Origin of the sequence: Halorientalis sp. LT38 (assembly GCF_037031225.1) — an archaeon.
GTDB lineage: Archaea > Halobacteriota > Halobacteria > Halobacteriales > Haloarculaceae > Halorientalis > Halorientalis halophila.
In genome coordinates, this window is record NZ_JAYEZN010000001.1 from 3,088,611 (window position 1) to 3,106,155 (window position 17,545).

Annotated in this window: 23 protein-coding genes and 1 tRNA gene; 10 read left to right on the forward strand and 14 right to left on the reverse strand. The window is 68.6% G+C overall.

What is annotated here, in order from left to right; genetic code table 11:
• Position 1: 1 nt before the first annotated feature.
• From U5918_RS15970 to U5918_RS15990, 5 genes are all read right to left on the reverse strand, one after another.
• Complete coding sequence (locus U5918_RS15970) at positions 2–178, reverse strand: hypothetical protein (RefSeq protein WP_336002619.1); 177 nt, start codon at positions 176–178, stop codon at positions 2–4.
• Entirely contained in the window at positions 175–1,386 is a 1,212-nt protein-coding gene (locus U5918_RS15975) for an iron-containing alcohol dehydrogenase family protein (RefSeq protein WP_336002620.1), read from the reverse strand. Before U5918_RS15975 ends, U5918_RS15970 begins: the two co-directional genes overlap by 4 nt.
• Positions 1,387–1,443: 57 nt before the next feature.
• A complete protein-coding gene (locus U5918_RS15980; protein WP_336002621.1) occupies positions 1,444–2,550 on the reverse strand; it encodes a DUF7972 family membrane protein in 1,107 nt (368 codons plus the stop codon).
• A gap of 183 nt (positions 2,551–2,733) precedes the next feature.
• The gene (locus U5918_RS15985; protein ID WP_336002622.1) at positions 2,734–3,378 is read right to left on the reverse strand and encodes an alpha/beta hydrolase; all 645 of its coding nucleotides are present in this window, start codon (positions 3,376–3,378) and stop codon (positions 2,734–2,736) included.
• Entirely contained in the window at positions 3,375–4,325 is a 951-nt protein-coding gene (locus tag U5918_RS15990) for a ring-cleaving dioxygenase (RefSeq protein ID WP_336002624.1), read from the reverse strand. Before U5918_RS15990 ends, U5918_RS15985 begins: the two co-directional genes overlap by 4 nt.
• A gap of 129 nt (positions 4,326–4,454) precedes the next feature.
• Between U5918_RS15990 and U5918_RS15995 the strand changes: the two genes are divergently transcribed.
• The 6 genes from U5918_RS15995 to U5918_RS16020 all read left to right on the forward strand — a co-directional run bounded on the left by U5918_RS15995 (position 4,455) and on the right by U5918_RS16020 (position 9,754).
• Entirely contained in the window at positions 4,455–5,747 is a 1,293-nt protein-coding gene (locus U5918_RS15995) for a 5'-deoxyadenosine deaminase (protein ID WP_336002625.1), read from the forward strand.
• Between the two features lie 66 nt (positions 5,748–5,813).
• Positions 5,814–5,916: transfer RNA gene (locus U5918_RS16000), tRNA-OTHER, on the forward strand.
• Between the two features lie 305 nt (positions 5,917–6,221).
• Positions 6,222–7,049, forward strand: coding sequence for a manganese catalase family protein (locus tag U5918_RS16005; RefSeq protein WP_336002626.1), 828 nt, complete (start codon positions 6,222–6,224; stop codon positions 7,047–7,049).
• 148 nt (positions 7,050–7,197) lie between these two features.
• Entirely contained in the window at positions 7,198–8,379 is a 1,182-nt protein-coding gene (glmU, locus tag U5918_RS16010) for a bifunctional sugar-1-phosphate nucleotidylyltransferase/acetyltransferase (protein ID WP_336002628.1), read from the forward strand.
• A gap of 233 nt (positions 8,380–8,612) precedes the next feature.
• Positions 8,613–9,464 (forward strand): SDR family oxidoreductase, encoded by an 852-nt coding sequence (locus U5918_RS16015; protein WP_336002629.1) that lies wholly within the window; start codon positions 8,613–8,615, stop codon positions 9,462–9,464.
• Between the two features lie 104 nt (positions 9,465–9,568).
• Positions 9,569–9,754 (forward strand): DUF7576 family protein, encoded by a 186-nt coding sequence (locus tag U5918_RS16020; RefSeq protein ID WP_336002631.1) that lies wholly within the window; start codon positions 9,569–9,571, stop codon positions 9,752–9,754.
• 90 nt (positions 9,755–9,844) lie between these two features.
• Here the strand turns inward: U5918_RS16020 and U5918_RS16025 are convergent, their stop codons facing one another.
• From U5918_RS16025 to U5918_RS16045, 5 genes are all read right to left on the reverse strand, one after another.
• Positions 9,845–10,279, reverse strand: a complete 435-nt coding sequence (locus U5918_RS16025) for a CBS domain-containing protein (protein ID WP_336002632.1) — start codon at positions 10,277–10,279, stop codon at positions 9,845–9,847.
• Between the two features lie 120 nt (positions 10,280–10,399).
• On the reverse strand, positions 10,400–10,963 hold the full coding sequence (locus U5918_RS16030; protein WP_336002634.1) for a hypothetical protein: 564 nt from the start codon (positions 10,961–10,963) through the stop codon (positions 10,400–10,402).
• Between the two features lie 91 nt (positions 10,964–11,054).
• Positions 11,055–11,645, reverse strand: a complete 591-nt coding sequence (locus U5918_RS16035; RefSeq protein WP_336002637.1) for a hypothetical protein — start codon at positions 11,643–11,645, stop codon at positions 11,055–11,057.
• Positions 11,646–11,700: 55 nt separating this feature from the next.
• Positions 11,701–12,828, reverse strand: coding sequence for a copper-containing nitrite reductase (nirK, locus tag U5918_RS16040; RefSeq protein ID WP_336002639.1), 1,128 nt, complete (start codon positions 12,826–12,828; stop codon positions 11,701–11,703).
• Between the two features lie 128 nt (positions 12,829–12,956).
• The gene (locus U5918_RS16045) at positions 12,957–13,361 is read right to left on the reverse strand and encodes a MoaD/ThiS family protein (protein WP_336002641.1); all 405 of its coding nucleotides are present in this window, start codon (positions 13,359–13,361) and stop codon (positions 12,957–12,959) included.
• Between the two features lie 129 nt (positions 13,362–13,490).
• Here U5918_RS16045 and U5918_RS16050 point away from each other — a divergent pair, with 129 nt between their 5' ends.
• Both U5918_RS16050 and U5918_RS16055 read left to right on the forward strand, forming a co-directional pair.
• Complete coding sequence (locus tag U5918_RS16050; RefSeq protein WP_336002642.1) at positions 13,491–13,796, forward strand: CGCGG family putative rSAM-modified RiPP protein; 306 nt, start codon at positions 13,491–13,493, stop codon at positions 13,794–13,796.
• 81 nt (positions 13,797–13,877) lie between these two features.
• A complete protein-coding gene (locus U5918_RS16055; protein ID WP_336002643.1) occupies positions 13,878–14,939 on the forward strand; it encodes a TIGR04053 family radical SAM/SPASM domain-containing protein in 1,062 nt (353 codons plus the stop codon).
• On the opposite strand, the gene U5918_RS16060 is transcribed toward U5918_RS16055, so the two are convergent.
• Positions 14,936–15,601 (reverse strand): helix-turn-helix domain-containing protein, encoded by a 666-nt coding sequence (locus U5918_RS16060; RefSeq protein ID WP_336002645.1) that lies wholly within the window; start codon positions 15,599–15,601, stop codon positions 14,936–14,938. The genes U5918_RS16055 and U5918_RS16060 overlap by 4 nt on opposite strands.
• Before the next feature lie 62 nt (positions 15,602–15,663).
• Positions 15,664–16,320 carry a helix-turn-helix domain-containing protein gene (locus U5918_RS16065; protein ID WP_336002646.1) on the reverse strand — a complete coding sequence of 219 codons (657 nt, stop codon included), beginning with the start codon at positions 16,318–16,320 and terminating at the stop codon, positions 15,664–15,666.
• Between the two features lie 118 nt (positions 16,321–16,438).
• Here U5918_RS16065 and U5918_RS16070 point away from each other — a divergent pair, with 118 nt between their 5' ends.
• Positions 16,439–16,717, forward strand: a complete 279-nt coding sequence (locus tag U5918_RS16070) for a DUF2249 domain-containing protein (RefSeq protein ID WP_336002648.1) — start codon at positions 16,439–16,441, stop codon at positions 16,715–16,717.
• On the forward strand, positions 16,718–17,011 hold the full coding sequence (locus U5918_RS16075) for a hypothetical protein (RefSeq protein ID WP_336002650.1): 294 nt from the start codon (positions 16,718–16,720) through the stop codon (positions 17,009–17,011).
• Here the strand turns inward: U5918_RS16075 and U5918_RS16080 are convergent.
• Together U5918_RS16080 and U5918_RS16085 are read right to left on the reverse strand one after the other, a co-directional pair.
• Positions 17,008–17,307 (reverse strand): cupin domain-containing protein, encoded by a 300-nt coding sequence (locus U5918_RS16080; RefSeq protein ID WP_336002651.1) that lies wholly within the window; start codon positions 17,305–17,307, stop codon positions 17,008–17,010. The genes U5918_RS16075 and U5918_RS16080 overlap by 4 nt on opposite strands.
• Positions 17,307–17,534, reverse strand: coding sequence for a DUF2249 domain-containing protein (locus tag U5918_RS16085; RefSeq protein ID WP_336002652.1), 228 nt, complete (start codon positions 17,532–17,534; stop codon positions 17,307–17,309). The genes U5918_RS16080 and U5918_RS16085 overlap by 1 nt, the downstream gene beginning before the upstream one ends.
• Between the last annotated feature and the right edge of the window lie 11 nt (positions 17,535–17,545).

The following is a 17,545-nucleotide window of genomic DNA, read 5'->3' on the forward strand; positions in this document are numbered from 1 at the left end:
GTCACGCTTCTTCTTCGTCGTCCACGACGTGGTGCGGGCCGAGCGGGCCGTGTTCGGGACAGGCGCCGACGATCGGCGTCGCGTTCAGACAGCAGGCCCGTCGACCGGTGGCGATCAGGCCGGTCGTCACCTCGGCCCCGCAGCGCCGACAGTGAGGCGTCGTTTCGCCCACGCTCACCAGGCCTCGCGGAGGACGCCCTCGATCTCCTCGACCGTCGGGTCCAGTTCGTTCGGCACGTAGGCCATGAGGCCGTCGTCCATCACGTACGCCGCCACGTTGGGGAGGTCCGACTGGGCGATGCCGTCCAGTTCGCGGAGCGTCGACGGCAGTCCGAGGTCGTCGCGGATCTCGGCCACCCGATCGACGACGGCCTCGGCCAGTTCCGCGTCGCTCTTCCCCTCGGTGTCGACGCCGAGGCCGTCGGCCAGCAGACGACGCCGGCCGTCGACCCGCTCGAAGAGGTAGGAGAGCGCGTGCGGCGCGACGACGGCGTGGGCGACCCCCTGCTGGATCGGGTAGCCGGCGGTCAGGCCGTGGCCGAAGGCGTGGATCAGCGAGAGCGTCATCCCGTCGGGGCGGGAGGCGCCGTACTGGGCGAGGACGATCCCCGGCACGACCGTCTCCAGCGCCGCCTCGGTGTCGGCGCGGAGGTCGGGGAGGCCGTCGGCGAGCAGTTCGAGCGCGCGCTTGCCCGTCGCGTCCGTGACGGCCGTCCGCGTGTTCGCGTACATGGCCTCGACGGCCTTGTCGAACCCGTTCATGGCCGACCCGGCGAGCACGTTCGTGGGCGTCGTCGCGAACAGTGCGGGGTCGTACAGCAGTGCGGCCGGCATCAGCGGCTGGCCGAACAGGCCGCCGCCGACCGGTTCGTCGACCAGCCCGGAGGCGGGCGTGGCGGTGATGCCGGCGGCGATGGAGAGGTCCGCGCCGGCCAGCGTCGTCGGGACCGCCACGATCGGTGGCACGTCCTCGGGGACGGCGATCGAGCCCGTCTCGGCGAGTTCCGCGGCGAGTGCTTCGGCGGACTCCTCGCGTCCGGCGAGCACCGCGATGGCTTTGGCCACGTCGAGGCTGCTCCCGCCGCCGAGGCTCACGAGGACGTCCGCGCCGACGTCGCGCATCGCCTCCAGTCCGGCGACGGCCGCGCCGAGGCGCTTGTCGGGCGTCGTGCCGGCGAACGTGCCGGCGTGGTACTTCCCGAGGCCGTCCTCGACGGGGTCGACGACCGCGGGCGTGTCGCCGACGGTCTTCCCGCAGACGACGAGCGCCCGGTCGGCGCCGATCCCCGACAGTTCCTCGCTCAGTGCGTCCACGCAGCCCTGCCCGTATCGGATCGGGCCGTGCTCGTACGCGAACCGGAATCCCGCGTCGACAGTCTCGTCCATACCCGGCGTAGCGGCGCCGCTGCAATAGGTGTGGTCCCGCCGGCCGTGTCGCGACGCTCACTCCTCTTCGTCGTCGCCGATCGCGCCCCACTCGAGGGAGGTCGCGACCGCCTCGCGATCTTGCTCCTCGAGGCCGGCGCTGAGGATGAACGGGCCCGCGGCGACGGTCCGCAGGGTGACGGTCGTCGCGCGGAGGACGTACGCCGTCAGGACGATGTACGGCGCGAGGGCGACGGTGTAGGCGACGGCGACGAACACGAGCAACGGCGAGAGCGTCAACAGGGTCACGTCGGGAACCAGTTCGGTGTCGAGCGACAGGATGACGTACGAGATGACGACGATCGAGGGCAGCGAGACGTAGAGGAGGCGGCTCGACAGCCGCGCGAGCTCCTGTTTGTAGTAGATCGACTTGAAGTACTCGCGGCCGGTCGCGAGGAACTTCAGCGTCTGGACGAGGTCGTCGATCACCGCCCGCTGTTCGTCGGTCAGTTCGTCGCCGTAGGTCTGGTCGACGATACGCAGGGCCCGCAACTGTTCGGAGTGGTCGTATCGCAGACCGACCAGGAGGACGCCGAAGGTGCCGCTCCGGGTATCGGCGAGCGTGGCTCGGGCCTGCCCGACCTGCACGAGGACGTCGGTGACGAACGGCTCGATGTCGGCCTGGAAGTCGGCGTCGCCCTCCTCGGTGGCGAGTTCCTGCAGTCGCTGGGTTCGCGTGTAGATGACGTGCAGGATGACGCGCAGGAACTCGGCGGGACGCGCCGGCGTGACGTCCTCGGCGACCAGGTCCCCGAGCCGCTGGCGGTAGTCGATGGAGGCGTCCAGGCGCCGTTGCTGGGTCTCGATGTCGGTGATCTCCTCGGAGAGCACGACGGAGTTGATCGAGACGACGACCGAGACGAGCAGGATGGTGCCGCTGAGAAGCGTGTTGAACAGGTCCTGGGTCGTGTTCGTCTCCGTGAGCAGACTGTGGACGTCGAAGGGGCGCAACAGCGAGAGGCCGAGCAGGGTGCCCAACACCAGCAGGAGGAGCGCCGCCGTGACGACCATCCGCCTGCCCGTCAGCAGGAACCAGCGGGTGAGCTGCCCCTCGTCGGTCTGGTGGCTGGCGATCACTCGCCGGTCGATTCGCCCAGGTCGATCATCGTCTCCGTTGTCACCCATTGGGCGGTCCTCTCGGCCGGCCGTCTCGGTCGCCGACGCCGGTGCGGGAACCCCGAGCTAGAGGCCCGAGAAGCTTAGTTAGAGAGGGGTTGTTACTGCTTCGGGCGTCGTTCGGGGGGCGACCGCCGACGCCTGCTCGGCGGGCCGAGGGTAATCCGGGCTTATCGCGGCCGTCCCATCCGCTCAGACGAGGGCTGCGACCATTCCGGAGAGCGCTTCGAGTTCGTCCTCGTTGACGCCGTGCCCCATCCCTTCGTAGATGCGTGTGGTGACGTCGCCGTCGAGCGCGTCGAGGACTTCGGCCGTCTCGTGGACGCGCTCCTCGGGGATGTGCGGGTCGACGTCGCTACAGCCGAGGAAGACTGGCATGCCTGCGAGGTCGCCCTCGACGTCGAGGTACGCCGCCTCGTCGACTGTGTCGCCGATGAGGCCGCCCGAGAGGACGGCCAGCCCGCCGTAGCGGCGGGGGTTGCGCGCGACGTACTCGCTGGCGAGACAGCCGCCCTGGGAGAACCCGACCAGGAGGATCTTCTCGGCCGGGATCCCGGCGTCGATCGCCGTCTCCACCGCGTCGCCCACCGCCCGGAGCCCGGAACTGCGACCCGGTTCGTTGCGCTCGACTGGCTCTAAGAAGGAGTTCGGGTACCAGGTGCTGCGGGCGGCCTGGGGAGCCAGCAGTGCGACGCCGTCGCGGTGGACCTCCCGGCCCATGCCGAGGATGCTGCGCGCGCTCGCCCCGCGGCCGTGGACGAGGACGACGGCCGCATCGGCCGCGTCGAGGTCGGTGCCGTCCGTGACCAGCGGCTGGTCCTGGTGCGGGCCCGTCATCGTTCGGCCTCCGAGACGGGACTCGCGTCGATCCCGGGCAACTGCGATTCGATCACGTCGCGGTCCGATTCGAGCCACGGCGGGAGTTGCAGGTCGCTGCCCAGTTCGGCGACCGACTCGTCGCGGGTGAAGCCCGGTTCGTCCGTCGCGATCTCGAACAGGACGCCACCGGCCTCGCGGAAGTAGACCGACTCGAAGTACTGCCGGTCCTTCCGCGCGGTGACGCGCTGGCCGGCGTCGAGGAGCGAGTCGCGCCACTCGCCCTGCGTCTCCGCGTCGGGGGCGCGGACGGCGACGTGGTGGACGGTCCCGGCGCCCTGCTGACCGCGTTTGGCGTCAGGACGGTCGAGTACGTCGACGACCGTCGCGCGGTCCCCGCCGGACTCGTAGCGGGTCCGTTCGCCCGCCGTCGCGGTGCGTTCGTATCCCAGCGTCTCCAGGAGATCGCCGGTGGCCTCGGGCTCCATCGAGTCGAGCGACACGCCGTGGAACCCGCGGATCGCGTATGCCTCGGGGATCGGCCCGTCGGTCCAGGGTTCGACGTCGCTCTCGGCGGTGACGAGTTCGAGCGGCTGGCCGTCGGGATCTCGGACGGGCAGGACGGTCTCGCCGAACCGCTCTCGCGGGTCGTCGACCGCCAGTCCCTCGTCGTCGAGGCGGTCGCGCCAGAACTCGATCGAGCCCTCGGGGACGACGAAAGCAGTGGCGCTGGCCTGGCCGCGACCGACGCGGCCGGGTCGGCCTTCGCCGAAGGGGAAGAAGGTGAGGATCGTTCCGGGGGTACCGACCTCGTCGCCGAAGTAGAGATGGTAGGTCCCCGGGTCGTCGAAGTTGACGGTGCGCTTCACGAGACGCAGGCCGAGCACGTCGGTGTAGCAGTCGACGGTCGCCTGGGGATCGCTCGAGATGGCCGTGACGTGGTGGATTCCGGGTGTCTGAATCTGCATGCGGGTGTTGAGAATCACTAGGGCACCCGGACGTATAGGCGCTCTCTGGCCGTGGTGATATCAGGTGACGTCGGTGTTACCGGGGGCGGCGGGAGCTTTTTGCCGGCCACTCTCCAACGTCGGGCCGGAATGTTACTGGCGGGAACGGTCGTCGCCGACGCGGAGACCGTCGTCGAGGACGGGGCTGTCGTGATCGCGGACGACCGCATCGCGGCCGTCGGTCCCGAGACCGAACTCCGCGAGCGCTACCCCGACCACGAGCGACGCGAGTACGACCTGCTCGCGCCCGGACTCGTCGGCGGCCACGTCCACTCCGTCCAGTCGCTCGGCCGGGGCATCGCCGACGACACGTCCCTGCTCGAGTGGCTCACCGACCACGTCCTGCCCATGGAGGCCGCGCTCGACGCCGAGGGGATGGCCCTCGCCGCCGAACTGGGCTACCTCGAGTGCATCGAGTCGGGGACGACGACGGTGATCGATCACCTGTCGGTCCACCACGCCGACGCGGCGTTCGGGGCGGCCGCCGACCTCGGTATCCGCGCCCGGATGGGGAAGGTGCTGATGGACCGGGATGCCCCGCCGGGACTGGCCGAATCGGCCGACGAAGCGCTCGCCGAGAGCGAGCGACTGATCGAGCGGTACCACGACGCCTGCGACGGCCGGATCCGCTACGCCGTCACACCCCGGTTCGCGATCAGTTGCACCGAGGAGTGCCTCCGGGGCGCGCGAGCTCTCGTCGATTCCCACGAGGGCGTCCGGCTACACACGCACGCCAGCGAGAACCGCGAGGAGATCGAGCGGATCGAGGCCGAGACCGGCATGCGAAACGTCGAGTGGCTCCACGAGGTGGGGCTGACGGGTGAGGACGTGGTGCTCGCCCACTGCGTCTGGACCGACGAGCGCGAGCGCGAGATACTCGCCGAGACCGGGACCTGTGTGACGCACTGCCCGTCCGCGAACATGAAACTCGCCTCCGGGGTCGCCCCGGTCGCGGACTACCTCGACCGCGGGATCACCGTCGCGCTGGGCAACGACGGGCCGCCCTGCAACAACACGCTCGACCCGTTCACGGAGATGCGTCAGGCCAGCCTCCTGGGGAAGGTCGACGCCCTCGACCCGACGACGCTGCCCGCTTCGACCGTGTTCGAGATGGCGACCGCGAACGGTGCGGCCGCCGCCGGGTTCGACCGCCTCGGCGAGTTGCGGGAGGGGTGGCGGGCCGACGTGATCGGGTTGCGGACCGATCGGATGCGCGCGACGCCGATCCACGACGTCCACTCGCACCTGGTCTACGCCGCGCACGGCGACGACGTGGCGTTCGCGATGGTCGACGGGGAGGTGCTGTACGAGGACGGCGAGCACGTCGGCGTCGACGCGGCGGCGGTCAGGCGGCGGGCCCGCGAGTACGACTGGCGGGACTGAGAAGCCGGCTCCGATCGAGGGTTACCGCAGGGTTCATACCGCTCTGCGACCAATTACCACGCGTCTGGAAGGGTGGCTCAGTGGTAGAGCACCGACGGCTGGCAATGCCAGAACGCTGGCCTCGGGTACCCGCTAAGGGCTTCGCGTGGTTCGAATCCCGCCCCTTCCGTAGAGCGGTTCGTCCGACGAGGCGACGTGTCGCCGAGTCACTACCGAACCGCTCGAGGATGCCGGGATTCGAGCAGACGAGTCGCAGCGCGCGGAGCGAACGGAGTGAGCGAGCACGAACGTCTCGGCGTGTTCGAATCCCGCCCCTTCTGCCGACCGGACTTTCTTCGCGAGGCGTCGTGGCGCCGAACAGATCGGCCGCGATTGCCAAGGCGAAGAGAGTCGAAGGCACACCTGCACCAGCGGACGGCGGACGGGCAAGAACCGCTTTTCGGGTGCTCGTGGACGAACGGATGGGATCGAACAGTGTTCTATCACGACGACCGACTCCAGTACGAGGTCGAGGTCGAGGAACCGGATCCGGTGTTCGGAAAACTGCTGCAGGAAGCCATCGGCGGCGTCGAGGGGGAGATGCGCGTCGCGCTACAGTACCTGTTCCAGGCGTGGTCGGTGCCGGACGAGTACGAGCAGTATCGCGAGGTGTTGCTCGACACCGCAGCGGAGGAACTGGGCCACATCGAGATCCTGGCGACGGCGGTCAAGAAGAACCTCCGGGACGCGCCGGCGTCGCTCGACGAGGACGTGGAGACGCTGGCGCACATGCAACCGCGACAGCTCCTGAGCGGGGGGATGAATCCGATCGCCGGCGACGCCAACGGCGTGCCGTTCAGCGGCTCCTGGGTCGTCGCCAGCGGGAACCTCGCGTCGGACATGTACGCGAACATCATGGCCGAGTCGACGGGGCGGCTGCTGGCGACGCGGCTCTATCACGCCACCGACGACCCCGGCATGAAAGACATGCTGGCGTATCTCGTGGCCCGTGACACCATGCACCAGAACCAGTGGATCTCGCTGCTGAAGACCCTGGGTGACCCCGAGGAGGTGTTCGACGTCCACCCGATTCCGGACAGCTTCCCCGACGAGATTGAGAACCAGGAGTTCAACTACGCGTTCATGTCGACGAACGTGGAGCCACAGGAGAACCCCGACCAGGCGTGGACGAGCGGCGAGTCGATCGACGGGGAGGGCGAGTACTCCTACCTCAACGAGCGCGACATCGATGCACCGCCGATGAGCGTCGGCAAACCGAGCGCCGAGGTGTTCAACGACCCCGCACCCCGGGACGAGGACTGAGCGGGACCTCGCCCGTCCGGTTCCGCACACCGGACTCGGAGAAGGGGATGGCTGCTGACCGCGGGTAACCGGCGGAGGGGACGGAAGGTGTCGCCTACGGGAGCGAACGGCCGGTAGGGCTTAGTGGGAGCCAGCGGCAGGGTCGCACATGCAGGCTGTGATTCTCGCTGCCGGAGAGGGGACGCGGATGCGTCCGCTGACGGAGTCGTTGCCGAAACCGATGCTGCCGGTCGCGGACCGGCCGCTCGCGGCCCACACCGTCGACGCCGCGGTCGCCGCCGGCGTCGACGAACTGATCTTCGTGGTGGGCTACGAGCAAGCGGTCGTCCGGGACCACTTCGGCGACAGCTACCGCGGGGTCCCCGTCTCCTACGCCGTCCAGGAGGAACAACTGGGAACGGCCCACGCCGTGCAGGCCGCCGAGGACCACCTCGACGGGGAGTTCGCGGTCCTGAACGGCGACGACCTCTACGACCCGGCGGCGCTCTCGGACCTGTTCTCCGGCGGCCCGGCCGTCGGCACCTACGAGGTCTCGGATCCGACGCCCTACGGCGTGTTCGCCGTCGAGGACGGCACCGTCACCGGCATCGTCGAGAAGCCGGCCGACCCGCCCTCGAACCTGATCAACGTCGGCGCGTACGTCTTCCCCGCCGAGGCGCGGGCGTGGCTGGACGTGCCGATGAGCGAGCGGGGCGAACACGAGATCACCGACGTGCTGGAGCGGGTTGTCGACGAGTTCGCGGTCCGGACGGTCGGCGTCGACCGCTGGCTGGGCGTCGGCCGGCCGTGGGAACTGCTCGAGGCCAACGAGTGGAAGCTCGACGAACTCGACCCCGCCGTCCGCGGCGACGTGAGCGACGACGCCGAACTCCGCGGTCCCGTCGTCGTCGAGGCAGGGGCAACGGTCGAACCCGGCGTCGTGATCGAAGGTCCCGCGCTGATCCGCAGCGGCGCGGACGTTGGCCCCAACGCGTACGTCCGGGGTGCGACCTTGCTCGGCGAGGACGTCCACGTGGGCAACGGCGTCGAGATCAAAAACAGCGTCCTGATGCGCGGCACGAACGTCCCCCACCTCTCCTACGTCGGCGACAGCGTGCTCGGCCGGGACGTGAACTTCGGCGCGGGGACGCAGGTCGCGAACCTCCGGCACGACGATCGACCCGTGGAGTTCACGGTCAAGGGCGAGCGCGTCTCGACCGGGCGCCGGAAGTTCGGCGTCGTGGCCGGCGACGGCGCGAAGACCGGGATCAATTCCAGTGTGTACCCCGGCGTAAAGCTCTCGGCCGGCGCGACGACGAAGCCCGGCGAAGCGGTCGACCGCGATCGCTGAACTCGAGTCTCAGGGCAGGACGCCGAACATCAGTGCCCCGGCGAACCCCGCGAGGGCGAGGCCGACGATCCAGACGACCAGGCGTTTCGCGTTGGCGACGACGGACGAGGACATGCGCGACGGTTCGGGGCCGCGGCCCTTAATTTCACGGCGTTCGGCGGCGGACCACCGTTCACGGTAGCGCCCGCCGTTGCAGGAACTATTTGGGGTATGCCAATGTGGGACACTCACGGATGCTCGACACACCCGATCTGAGCGGACAGACCGCATTTATCACCGGCACGACACGGGGCATCGGTAAGGCCCTGGCCCTGGAACTCGCAGCGGCAGGCTGTAACATCGTCTCGACGGGCAAGACCGTGGACGACTCCGATTCGGATCTCGAGGGGACGATCCACAAGACCGCCGAGGAGTGCGCCGAGAAGGGCGTCGACACCCACGCCGTCCAGCTGGACGTCCGCGACGAGGACGCCGTCGAGGCGGCCGTCGAGGAGGCCATCGACGAGATGGGCGAGATCAACATCGTCATCAACAACGCCAGCGCGATCCAGATGGCCAACGTGGAGTCGATGCCGGCGAACCGCTACGACCTGATGAACGAGGTCAACGTGCGTGGCACGTACCTCGTCTCGCGAGCGTTCATCGACCACCTGAAGGGCGTCGAGGAGGACGCCTGGATCCTGACGAACGCGCCGCCGGTGAAGGTGGACCGGTCGCCGGGCAAGGCCGCCTACTCGTGGTCGAAGATGGGGATGTCCTTCATCACGCTCTCGCTGGCCCGGGAACTCGGCAGCGAGGACATCGGCTGTAACTCCTTCTGGCCCGTCACGGCCATCGACACCCGGGCGACCCGCTACTTCGGGATGGGCACCGAGGACGACTGGCGCACCCCGCAGATCGTCGCCGACACCGTCCTCGAGATCCTCTCGCGCGACCCCGCCGAATTCACCGGCGAGGCGGTCTACGACGAGGACCTGCTCCGTGAGGCCGGCGTCACCGACTTCTCCGGGTACAACCTGACCGAGGGTGACCCGGCACCGCTGTCGGCGCAGATGTTCGATCCCGACTACGAACGGTCGGCCTGAGACGTCGCGACGGTGGCAGTCGGCCGACGCTGACGGGGGCGGACGGGGACGCTCACCGGCCGCGATATGTGGGATTAAGTACGTCGGTTGCACAGGTACACGCAATGGTCGATCCGACATCGGACATCGGCGACGACGTATCGGCGGACGACGCGCCCGTCTGTGAGACGTGTGGGGAGGCCGTCGTGGACGAACCGAACCACCGGGTGATCACCTGGATCGAGGACGATGGGGTGCAGTCGGCGCACTTCTGCGACGATCGGTGTCGACAGGACTGGGACGGCGAGTAACGGACTTCTCTCTCTCTGGGGGTGGCTCGGCCCGACGCTTTTCGCCGGCGGGACGCTCGCAAAAACAGTGCTCGACGACGCGAACGCGGATTACTCGAATTCGCCGTCCGGAACGTCCGTTTCGGGCTGACTGGCCATCTCCAGTCGGTGGTGGGGGAGGAAGTGGGCGAGGTCGGTCGTGGTGACGATGCCGACCGGTTTGCCGTCCTCCGTGACGGGCAACTTCTTCACGCCGTTGTTGCCCATCCGGTCGCCCGCGTTCTCCACGGTGTCGTCGGGGCGGATGGTGACCACGGGCTCGGACATCAACTGGCCGACGGTGGTCGCAGCGGGATCTTTCCCCTGCCCGATCGACTTGACGACGTCGTACTCCGTGATGATCCCCTGGATGGGATCCTCACCGATGACGAGCGACCCGACCCCCTCCTCCGCGAAGACGCGCGCTACCTCCTCGACGGTCTCGTCTTCCGTGACCGTCTCGACCGGCGCGCTCATGATCTCGCTGACTGGCGTTTCGTCTGCCATACTGTACGTGAACGGAGACACGCCGAACGCTTAAACGTAGCCCTCGGTGCCGGGTTGAGAGACGGCGCCGACCCGGTTAGAGCCGGCACAGCTGGCGACCGCTCGCCGGCACCACGGCTCTCACCGGTTCAGGCGCTCGCGCATCTCCTCCATCCGCTCCCGGAGCTGCTCGAAGCCCTCGAAGGGCGTGCCGTCGGTTTGCTCCTGCAGTTTCTTCAGCTGGGCTTCGGTCTGTTCGAGGTAGGAGAGCGTCTGCTCTTCGAGGTCCTCGTGGGCCGACCGGAGCTGGTCGATCTGCTGGTCGACCGACTCGACGTAGGACTCGGTGGCCGCCTCGGCGTTCTCGAGGCCGGATTCGGTCACCTCGATGGCCTGTTCGCTGGCCTGATCTGTCGCCTCCTCGGCGGCGTCGAACTGCTCGTCGACGGCCTCGCGGACCTGATCGAAGTTCGCCTCGCCCTCGGGCACCATGCCCTCGATGGCGTCCAGGCTGTTGTGGATGGCCTGCCGGGTCATCTCGGAGCTGCGCTCCGAGGCCTCGGCGGTCCCCTCGACGCCGCTCAGCATCGCCTCGTTGAGCCGGCCCTGGAACTCGACGGCCTGCTCCATGGCCTGCTGACTCCGTTCGAGTGCCTGTCGCTGCAGTTCGAAGGCCTGACTGATCGGATTGTCCTCGTTTGCCATGGCTGAAGGTTCTGCGCCCAGCCGTTTCAAGGTAGTGGGGCGACAGGTTCGGCGTCGCGCAGATCGACTCGAAAGAACGGGCCGGGCTGGCTCAGGAAAGCGGCCCGCCGTGGGACGCGAGCAGCGTGGCCTGCATCGAGCGCAACTCAGACTGGAGCGCCGCGAGCTGTGATCGGAACTCCTCGACCCGTTCTCCGTGCCCCACTGCTTCGTCCGACCGCTCGACGTACTCGCGCAGGCGGGCCTCGAGGGCTTCGTGTTTGTCGAGCAACGCGCTGATGCGCCTGTTGAGCGCGAGCAACACCGCACGCAGGCCACTCTCGTACCGATCGAACCCGGCCCTGGCGACGTCGACGAGTTCGTCGCCGACCGTCGCGTTCGCCGCCGCGACCGAATCGAGCGGGTGGTCGACGATCCGACCGGCCGGCCCCGAGTCGTCGTCGTCCGACGGTGACGTCCCGATAGCGTCGTCGAGCCACGCCGCACCGCTCCGGACGGCGTCCGCGAACAGTTCGACGGCCGCGCCCTCCGTCGCCACCGCGGCCTCGAGCCCTGCCGTCACCGCGTCGTCGACCCGCCGCTGGCAAACGAGTCCGTTCCAGACCGCCATCCGTCCCTCGCGGACGGCGTCCCGCTGGAGACCGAAGACCCGATCCATCGCGTCGGTCTCGTGATGTGCCATACCGTGGCACAGTGGTTCGACACGGATATACCCTCGTTTCGAAACGGGGGGCGAGTCAGCCGTAGTGGGGTCCGTCGTGGTCGGTGCCGCCGAAGTCGGGGTCGTAGACGGCCTCGTCCTCGGTGCCGAGGACGTCCACCTCGGCGAGCAGCCCCTTCCGGGCGACCCGGGAGAGCGCGTGGTCGACGAGCTTGATCCGCTCGGGAACCGGCGTGTCCATCTCGCCGATCATACAGCTTCCCGGCGGGACCTTCATCGTCTGGATGTTCTTGTCGGCGTACGCGCTCAGGTCCTCGTCCTCGGGGAGGCCACCGTCACGGTAGGCCTCGCTCCAGACGTTCCCGATGGGGTGGAAGTTGCTGGAGAGGTTCGGGCCCCCGTCGACGAGGAACACCCGGACGCGTTCGCCCTGCTGGACCTCGACGGGGCCGTAGCGGGCGGCCGCCCAGGCGTACTTCTCCCCGTTCAGGAGGACGTACGTGGGCTGCTCGGCGGCCATGGCCTCGAAGTCGAAGCCGTGGTGGCCCTCCTGGCCGGTGTCCTTGTCGGTGTACAGCTCGTGCTGGCCGAGGTACAGCTCCCGGTCGACCTCGGGGAGCCCCTGTTTCGGCTCGACCACGATCATCCCGAACATCCCGGCGCTGATGTGGTAGTCGAGGTTCGGGACGGCGCAGTGGTAGATGAACGCGCCGGGGTAATTGGCCTGGAACCGCATCGAGTTCTCGCTACCCGGGGAGGCCGTCGTCGCCACCGCCCCGCCGCCGGTCCCGTAGACCGCGTGGAAGTCGACGTTGTGGGGCATGGCGTTCTCGGGCGCGTTCTCCATGGTGAACTCGACCGTGTCACCCTGCCGGACCCGGATCATCGGTCCGGGGATCTGCCCGTCGAAGGTCATGTAGTCGAACGTGACCCCCGGCTCGATCTCCGCCGTGACCTCCTCGACTGTCAGCGTCACCTCGTGGGTCCGGGGGGACGACCAGTCGACGGGGTCCGGCAGGTCCGTCGGATCCGCGGCCACCCGGTCGGCGTCCGTCTCGGCGGGGCCGTCGGACTGCTGGGTCAGCGTGTTATTCTCCGTCTCGGTCACCGCCGGCGCCTCGTTCCCGGCACAGCCGGCGACGGTCGCCGCCGCGCCGCTGATCCCGAGCGCCTGCAGCCACTTTCGCCGCGTTGAATCGAACATTGGGAGTCACCTTACAGATGTGAGTAGCGGGTGACAGGGGATAAACAGGGAACCGCGTTCTTGGCCCGTGAGAAGCTTTCTCGGGGCGTTAGAACATCGTCGAGGATCGCCGAACCGGTTCGGATACCTTATAAGCAAAACATGAACGGGTAGACCAGCGCGACCCGATCACCGTCGGCCAGCCGGGTGTCGAGCCCGTCCAGCGACTCGTTGAAGCGACCGTTGACCATCACGCGAGCGTACGCGCGAGTCTGCTCACCTTCCGGGTTCGCGTTCCACTTCCCGGGGAGGTCCTCCTCGACCGGGGCCCAGCCACGAGTCGTCGCCTCGGCCTCCGTCTCGGCGATGAGCATGTCCGCGACGTCGTACTCGTCGAAGAAGGCCGCGAGGAACTCCCGGAGGGTGTTCCCGGCGAAGGCGAACTCGAACCGCGGCTCGCCCACCGCCGTCCGGACGTGGCCGGTACACTTGACGGTCACCGTCGTCTCCGCGGCGTCGGCGTCCGGGCCCTGCTCGGTCGCTGTTCCTGGCATGGAACGGGATAACGGCTCCCCCAACCAAAGCCCCATCCCGAACTTGTTCGGTCGGTACGACTGCCCCCATCGTTCGAGAACATGTTCGGGACATCGGGTTTGGCGGGCGGGCGAGTAGCCAGAGATACCATGAGCGTCTCACACGACGACGTCGAGCCCGTGACGGAGACGGCCCACGACAACTCCTGGTCGGCGAACCTGGAGAAGCCCCACCACGCCGAGGACCGGGAGCTCGTGCTCGCCCACGCCCGCGACGCCGTCGACCACACCGTCCCCGGCAACCACGTCAACCTCGTCACCCACGGGGACCACGGCCACCCTGAGACGTACCTCTTCGGCGAACTCGACGCCGCGTACGGGGACGAAGTCGAATACGAGTACGTCGAACAGTGCGGCTGTGGCGGTCACGTCACCCGCGTCCACGTCCAGGACTGAGCGGCCGAGCGCAGACCCACGGATTCTCGCCCGCTGGGAATCCTGCCCGTCGTTACGACCCCGCCACCCACATCGAGTCACATGAACCGCGACCTCGACACGAGCCGACGGCCGATGGTGTTGATCTGGGAGGTGACGCAGGCCTGCGAACTGGCCTGCGAGCACTGCCGCGCCGACGCCCAGTCGGCGCGTCACCCCGACGAACTCACGACCGAGGAGGGGAAAGCCGTCCTCGACTCGGCCCGCGAGTTCGCCGACAATCAGCTCGTCGTCCTCTCGGGCGGCGACCCCTGCAAGCGCCCGGACCTCACCGAACTCGTGCGCTACGGGGACGAGATCGGGTTGAGCATGTCGCTGACCCCCAGCGGCACCGACGAGTTGACCGGCGACGTCCTCGAAGATCTCTCAGACGCCGGCCTCCGGCGGATGGCCCTCAGCCTCGACGGCGGCGATGCCGCGGCGCACGACGCCTTCCGCGGTGAGGCAGGCAGTTTCGACGAGACGGTTCGGGCGGCCGAACACGCGAAAGCGGCCGGCCTCCCGCTGCAGATCAACACGACGGTCTGTGCACAGACGGTCGATCAGCTCCCGGCGATCAGGGATCGGGTCCGGGAGTTCGGCGCCGTCCTCTGGAGCGTCTTCTTCCTCGTCCCGGTCGGTCGCGGTCGGTTGCTCGACCCGATTGCCCCCGAGCGGGCCGACGCGGTCATGGAGTGGCTGGCCGAGACGGCCGACGAGGAACCATTCGGCGTCAAGACGACCGAGGCACCCCACTACCGGCGCGTGAAGTTACAGCGCCGTGAGGGCGACGCCGAGGACCGGGGGCTCCGCCGCCGCGGCGGGATCGTCGCAGGCGACGGCTTCGCGTTCGTGAGCCACACCGGCGAGATCTACCCGTCGGGCTTCCTGCCCGAGGCCGCCGGCACCGTCCCGGCGGACGACCTGGTCGACGTCTACCGGAACTCGGACCTGTTCACCGCGCTCCGGGACCGCGACGCGCTCTCCGGGAAGTGCGGGGCCTGTGAGTTCCGGCACGTCTGCGGCGGCAGCCGGTCCCGGGCGTACGCGACGACGGGCGATCCGCTGGCGAGCGACCCGCTCTGTCCGCACGTCCCCGAGGGATTCGACGCCGCGGGCGATTAGACCGACCGCTCCGCGACCGGGCCGATGACTTTCTCCTGGGCCGCCGCCAGGTGTTCCGAGAGCGTCGACGCCGAGATGTCGAGTTCGGCCGCGACTTCCTCGGCGTTGGCGCCCTTCGGGTAGTCGAAGTAGCCCATCTCGTAGGCCAGTGCCAGCACCTCGCGCTGGCGACCGGTGAGCCGGCCGGTGTCGACGGAGACGAACCCGTCGCCGACGAGTTCGCCCGACTGCCGCAGGTTCCGGACCGTCACGTCTTCGAACCGCTCGCGCGCGGCCGCGACGATGTCGCGAACCCGGTCGGTGTCGGGGGCGTAGAACACCATGTAGAGCGTTCCGTCGACCGCGTGGACGTCGCTGACCGGGCAGCCGAACCCCTCCACGAGGTCGGCGAGGCAGGCCTCGGCGTCGCACTGGCAGCGGTACCGCACGCCTTCCTCGGTCCGGAACACCGGATCGCCCTCGACGCCCGTATCCGGGGCGTCGGCCTGGACCGTGAACTCAGTGTTCGTGTCGTCCTGTGACCCGCAACTGGTTCGGGCGACCGAGGCGACTCGCGCGCCGCTGTCTGCGGAGGCGGTCGCGAGCGGACACTCGTCCGGCCGGGTGATCGCGAGCGTCACCCGCACGCCCGCCGGGATCGGGTCGGAGTCGACCGTGTTCATACCTGTGAGTTCGCCGGGAACTCCCAAAACGCCCTGGCGCGATTCCCAGGGCGTAAGAACGGTCAGTTCGCCTCTGGGAGCAACGCTCCGTCCAGTTCCGCCACGAACTCCTTGACGACGGTCTCCTCGGCGCGGTGGAGCGTCTCGCTGACGGTCGATTTCGCCATCCCGAGGTGGTCGGCCAGCTCCGTCAGCGAGGACTCACGCGGGGTGTCGTAGTAGCCCTGCTGGACCGCGGCGACGATCAGGTCGCGCTGGCGGTCGGTCAGCAGTTGTTCGGTCGCGTCCACAGTCCGGCGGACGTACTCCACGTCGAAGGACATCCCGAACTGCTCGAGCTGGGTCCCGAACTTCGACAGCCGGTCCTGCGAGGCGGTCACCTCGACGGTCGCGCGGCCGTCCTGGATCTCGACAGGCGGTTCCAGCGGGACTCCCGACTCCCTGACCGAGAACAACAGCAGTGGCTCGGTGGTCTCGAACTGGATCAGCGTCCGGTCGTCGGACTCGCCGAGTAACTCGAGCGAAAGGATCGACTCCCGCTCCTCGATGCGCTTGACCACGGCCGGGATGTCGGGCCCGCTGAGTTCGACCAGACCGACGCCCGTGTCATCGGTGGGCAGGGCCGCCAGCACTCGGAACTCGACGTCGGGGAACTCAGTCGAGATCTCCCCGATCCAGGCCGCCTGCGGCAACCGTACACTCAGTTTGGCTCGTGGCATCTCTCTGTACCAGGTGGTTCGGGGCCGTCGGTCCAGTACGTGTCTCCGAACATGTTCGGCCAACAGTCCGAACCGGTTCGGGATAAGGGTTGGGACCGGTCGGATCGTATCGTCCCCTATGGGAGTCGAGACCACTGAGCTGGCCGACAGAGCGGTCGAGGCGACCGGTGCGCCGGCGGACGCGCCGCGGGATCGGCTCGACGCGCGGGACCTCGGGCCGCCAAAGCCCCTGAAGAACACGCTGGAGAGACTGACGGAACTCGACGACGATACCGTGCTCGTCCAGCTGAACGATCGCGCGCCCCAGCACCTCTACCCGAAACTCGACGATCGAGGGTACGAGTACGGCACGGCCGAGTACGACGCGGCCGTGGTGACGACGATCTGGACCCCGTAGATGCCCGCGAGCACGTCAGAGTCGACCGAAGCCGACGAACCGGGCGCGCCGGACGTCGAGACGGCGATCTCGCGGATCGAGGACCGCGCCGCCACAGTCCGGGACCGTCAGGTCCGCAGCGCGCTGGCGACCCTGGACGCGCGCGGCGACCTCGATCAGGAAACGCGGGCGGCTGTCGAGAGGGTGGCCGACCGGCTCACCGAGCGATTACTCGCGACGCCGAAAGAAGGGCTGCGGGCCGCGGCCTCGGACCGGGACGCCGCGGCGGTCGCGATCGAGCTGTTCGGCGACTAGTCCTCGACCCGCTGGGAGAGGACGAGGAGCGCTTCACTGTCCTCGACCGCCTCCGGCGACACCTCGCGACGCCCGTCGAACCGGATCACGTCGTCCGGTTCCAGCCGGTGAGTCTCATCGTCCAGGTCGAGATCTACAGTTCCCGAGAGCAGGTGCAGGACGACCGTCCGCTCGGGGTGGCGGTGCGGGTCGACGCGCTCGCCGGCGTCGAGCGACAGCCGGATCACCAGCGGCTCGTCGAACAGTTTCGCGTGCGGTGCCGCGGTCAGGTCGGACAGCGAGATGGTCTCTGCCATCACTGCTTGGGGAACTCGGCGACGAACTTCTCGGGGCCCTCGCGGCGGACCTCGTAGTTCTCGGCGTCGAAGTCCTCTACCTCGGCCTCCATCTCGTAGTACAGTGGCTTCGGGTCGTGGTCGTTGATCAGGCGCAGGGTGTCGCCGTCGTCCATCTCGGCGAAGGTGTCCATGATCTTCGGGTGCCGGTCCTTGGGCTCGATCTCGCGGACGTCGATCTCTGGCATACACCGAGTGT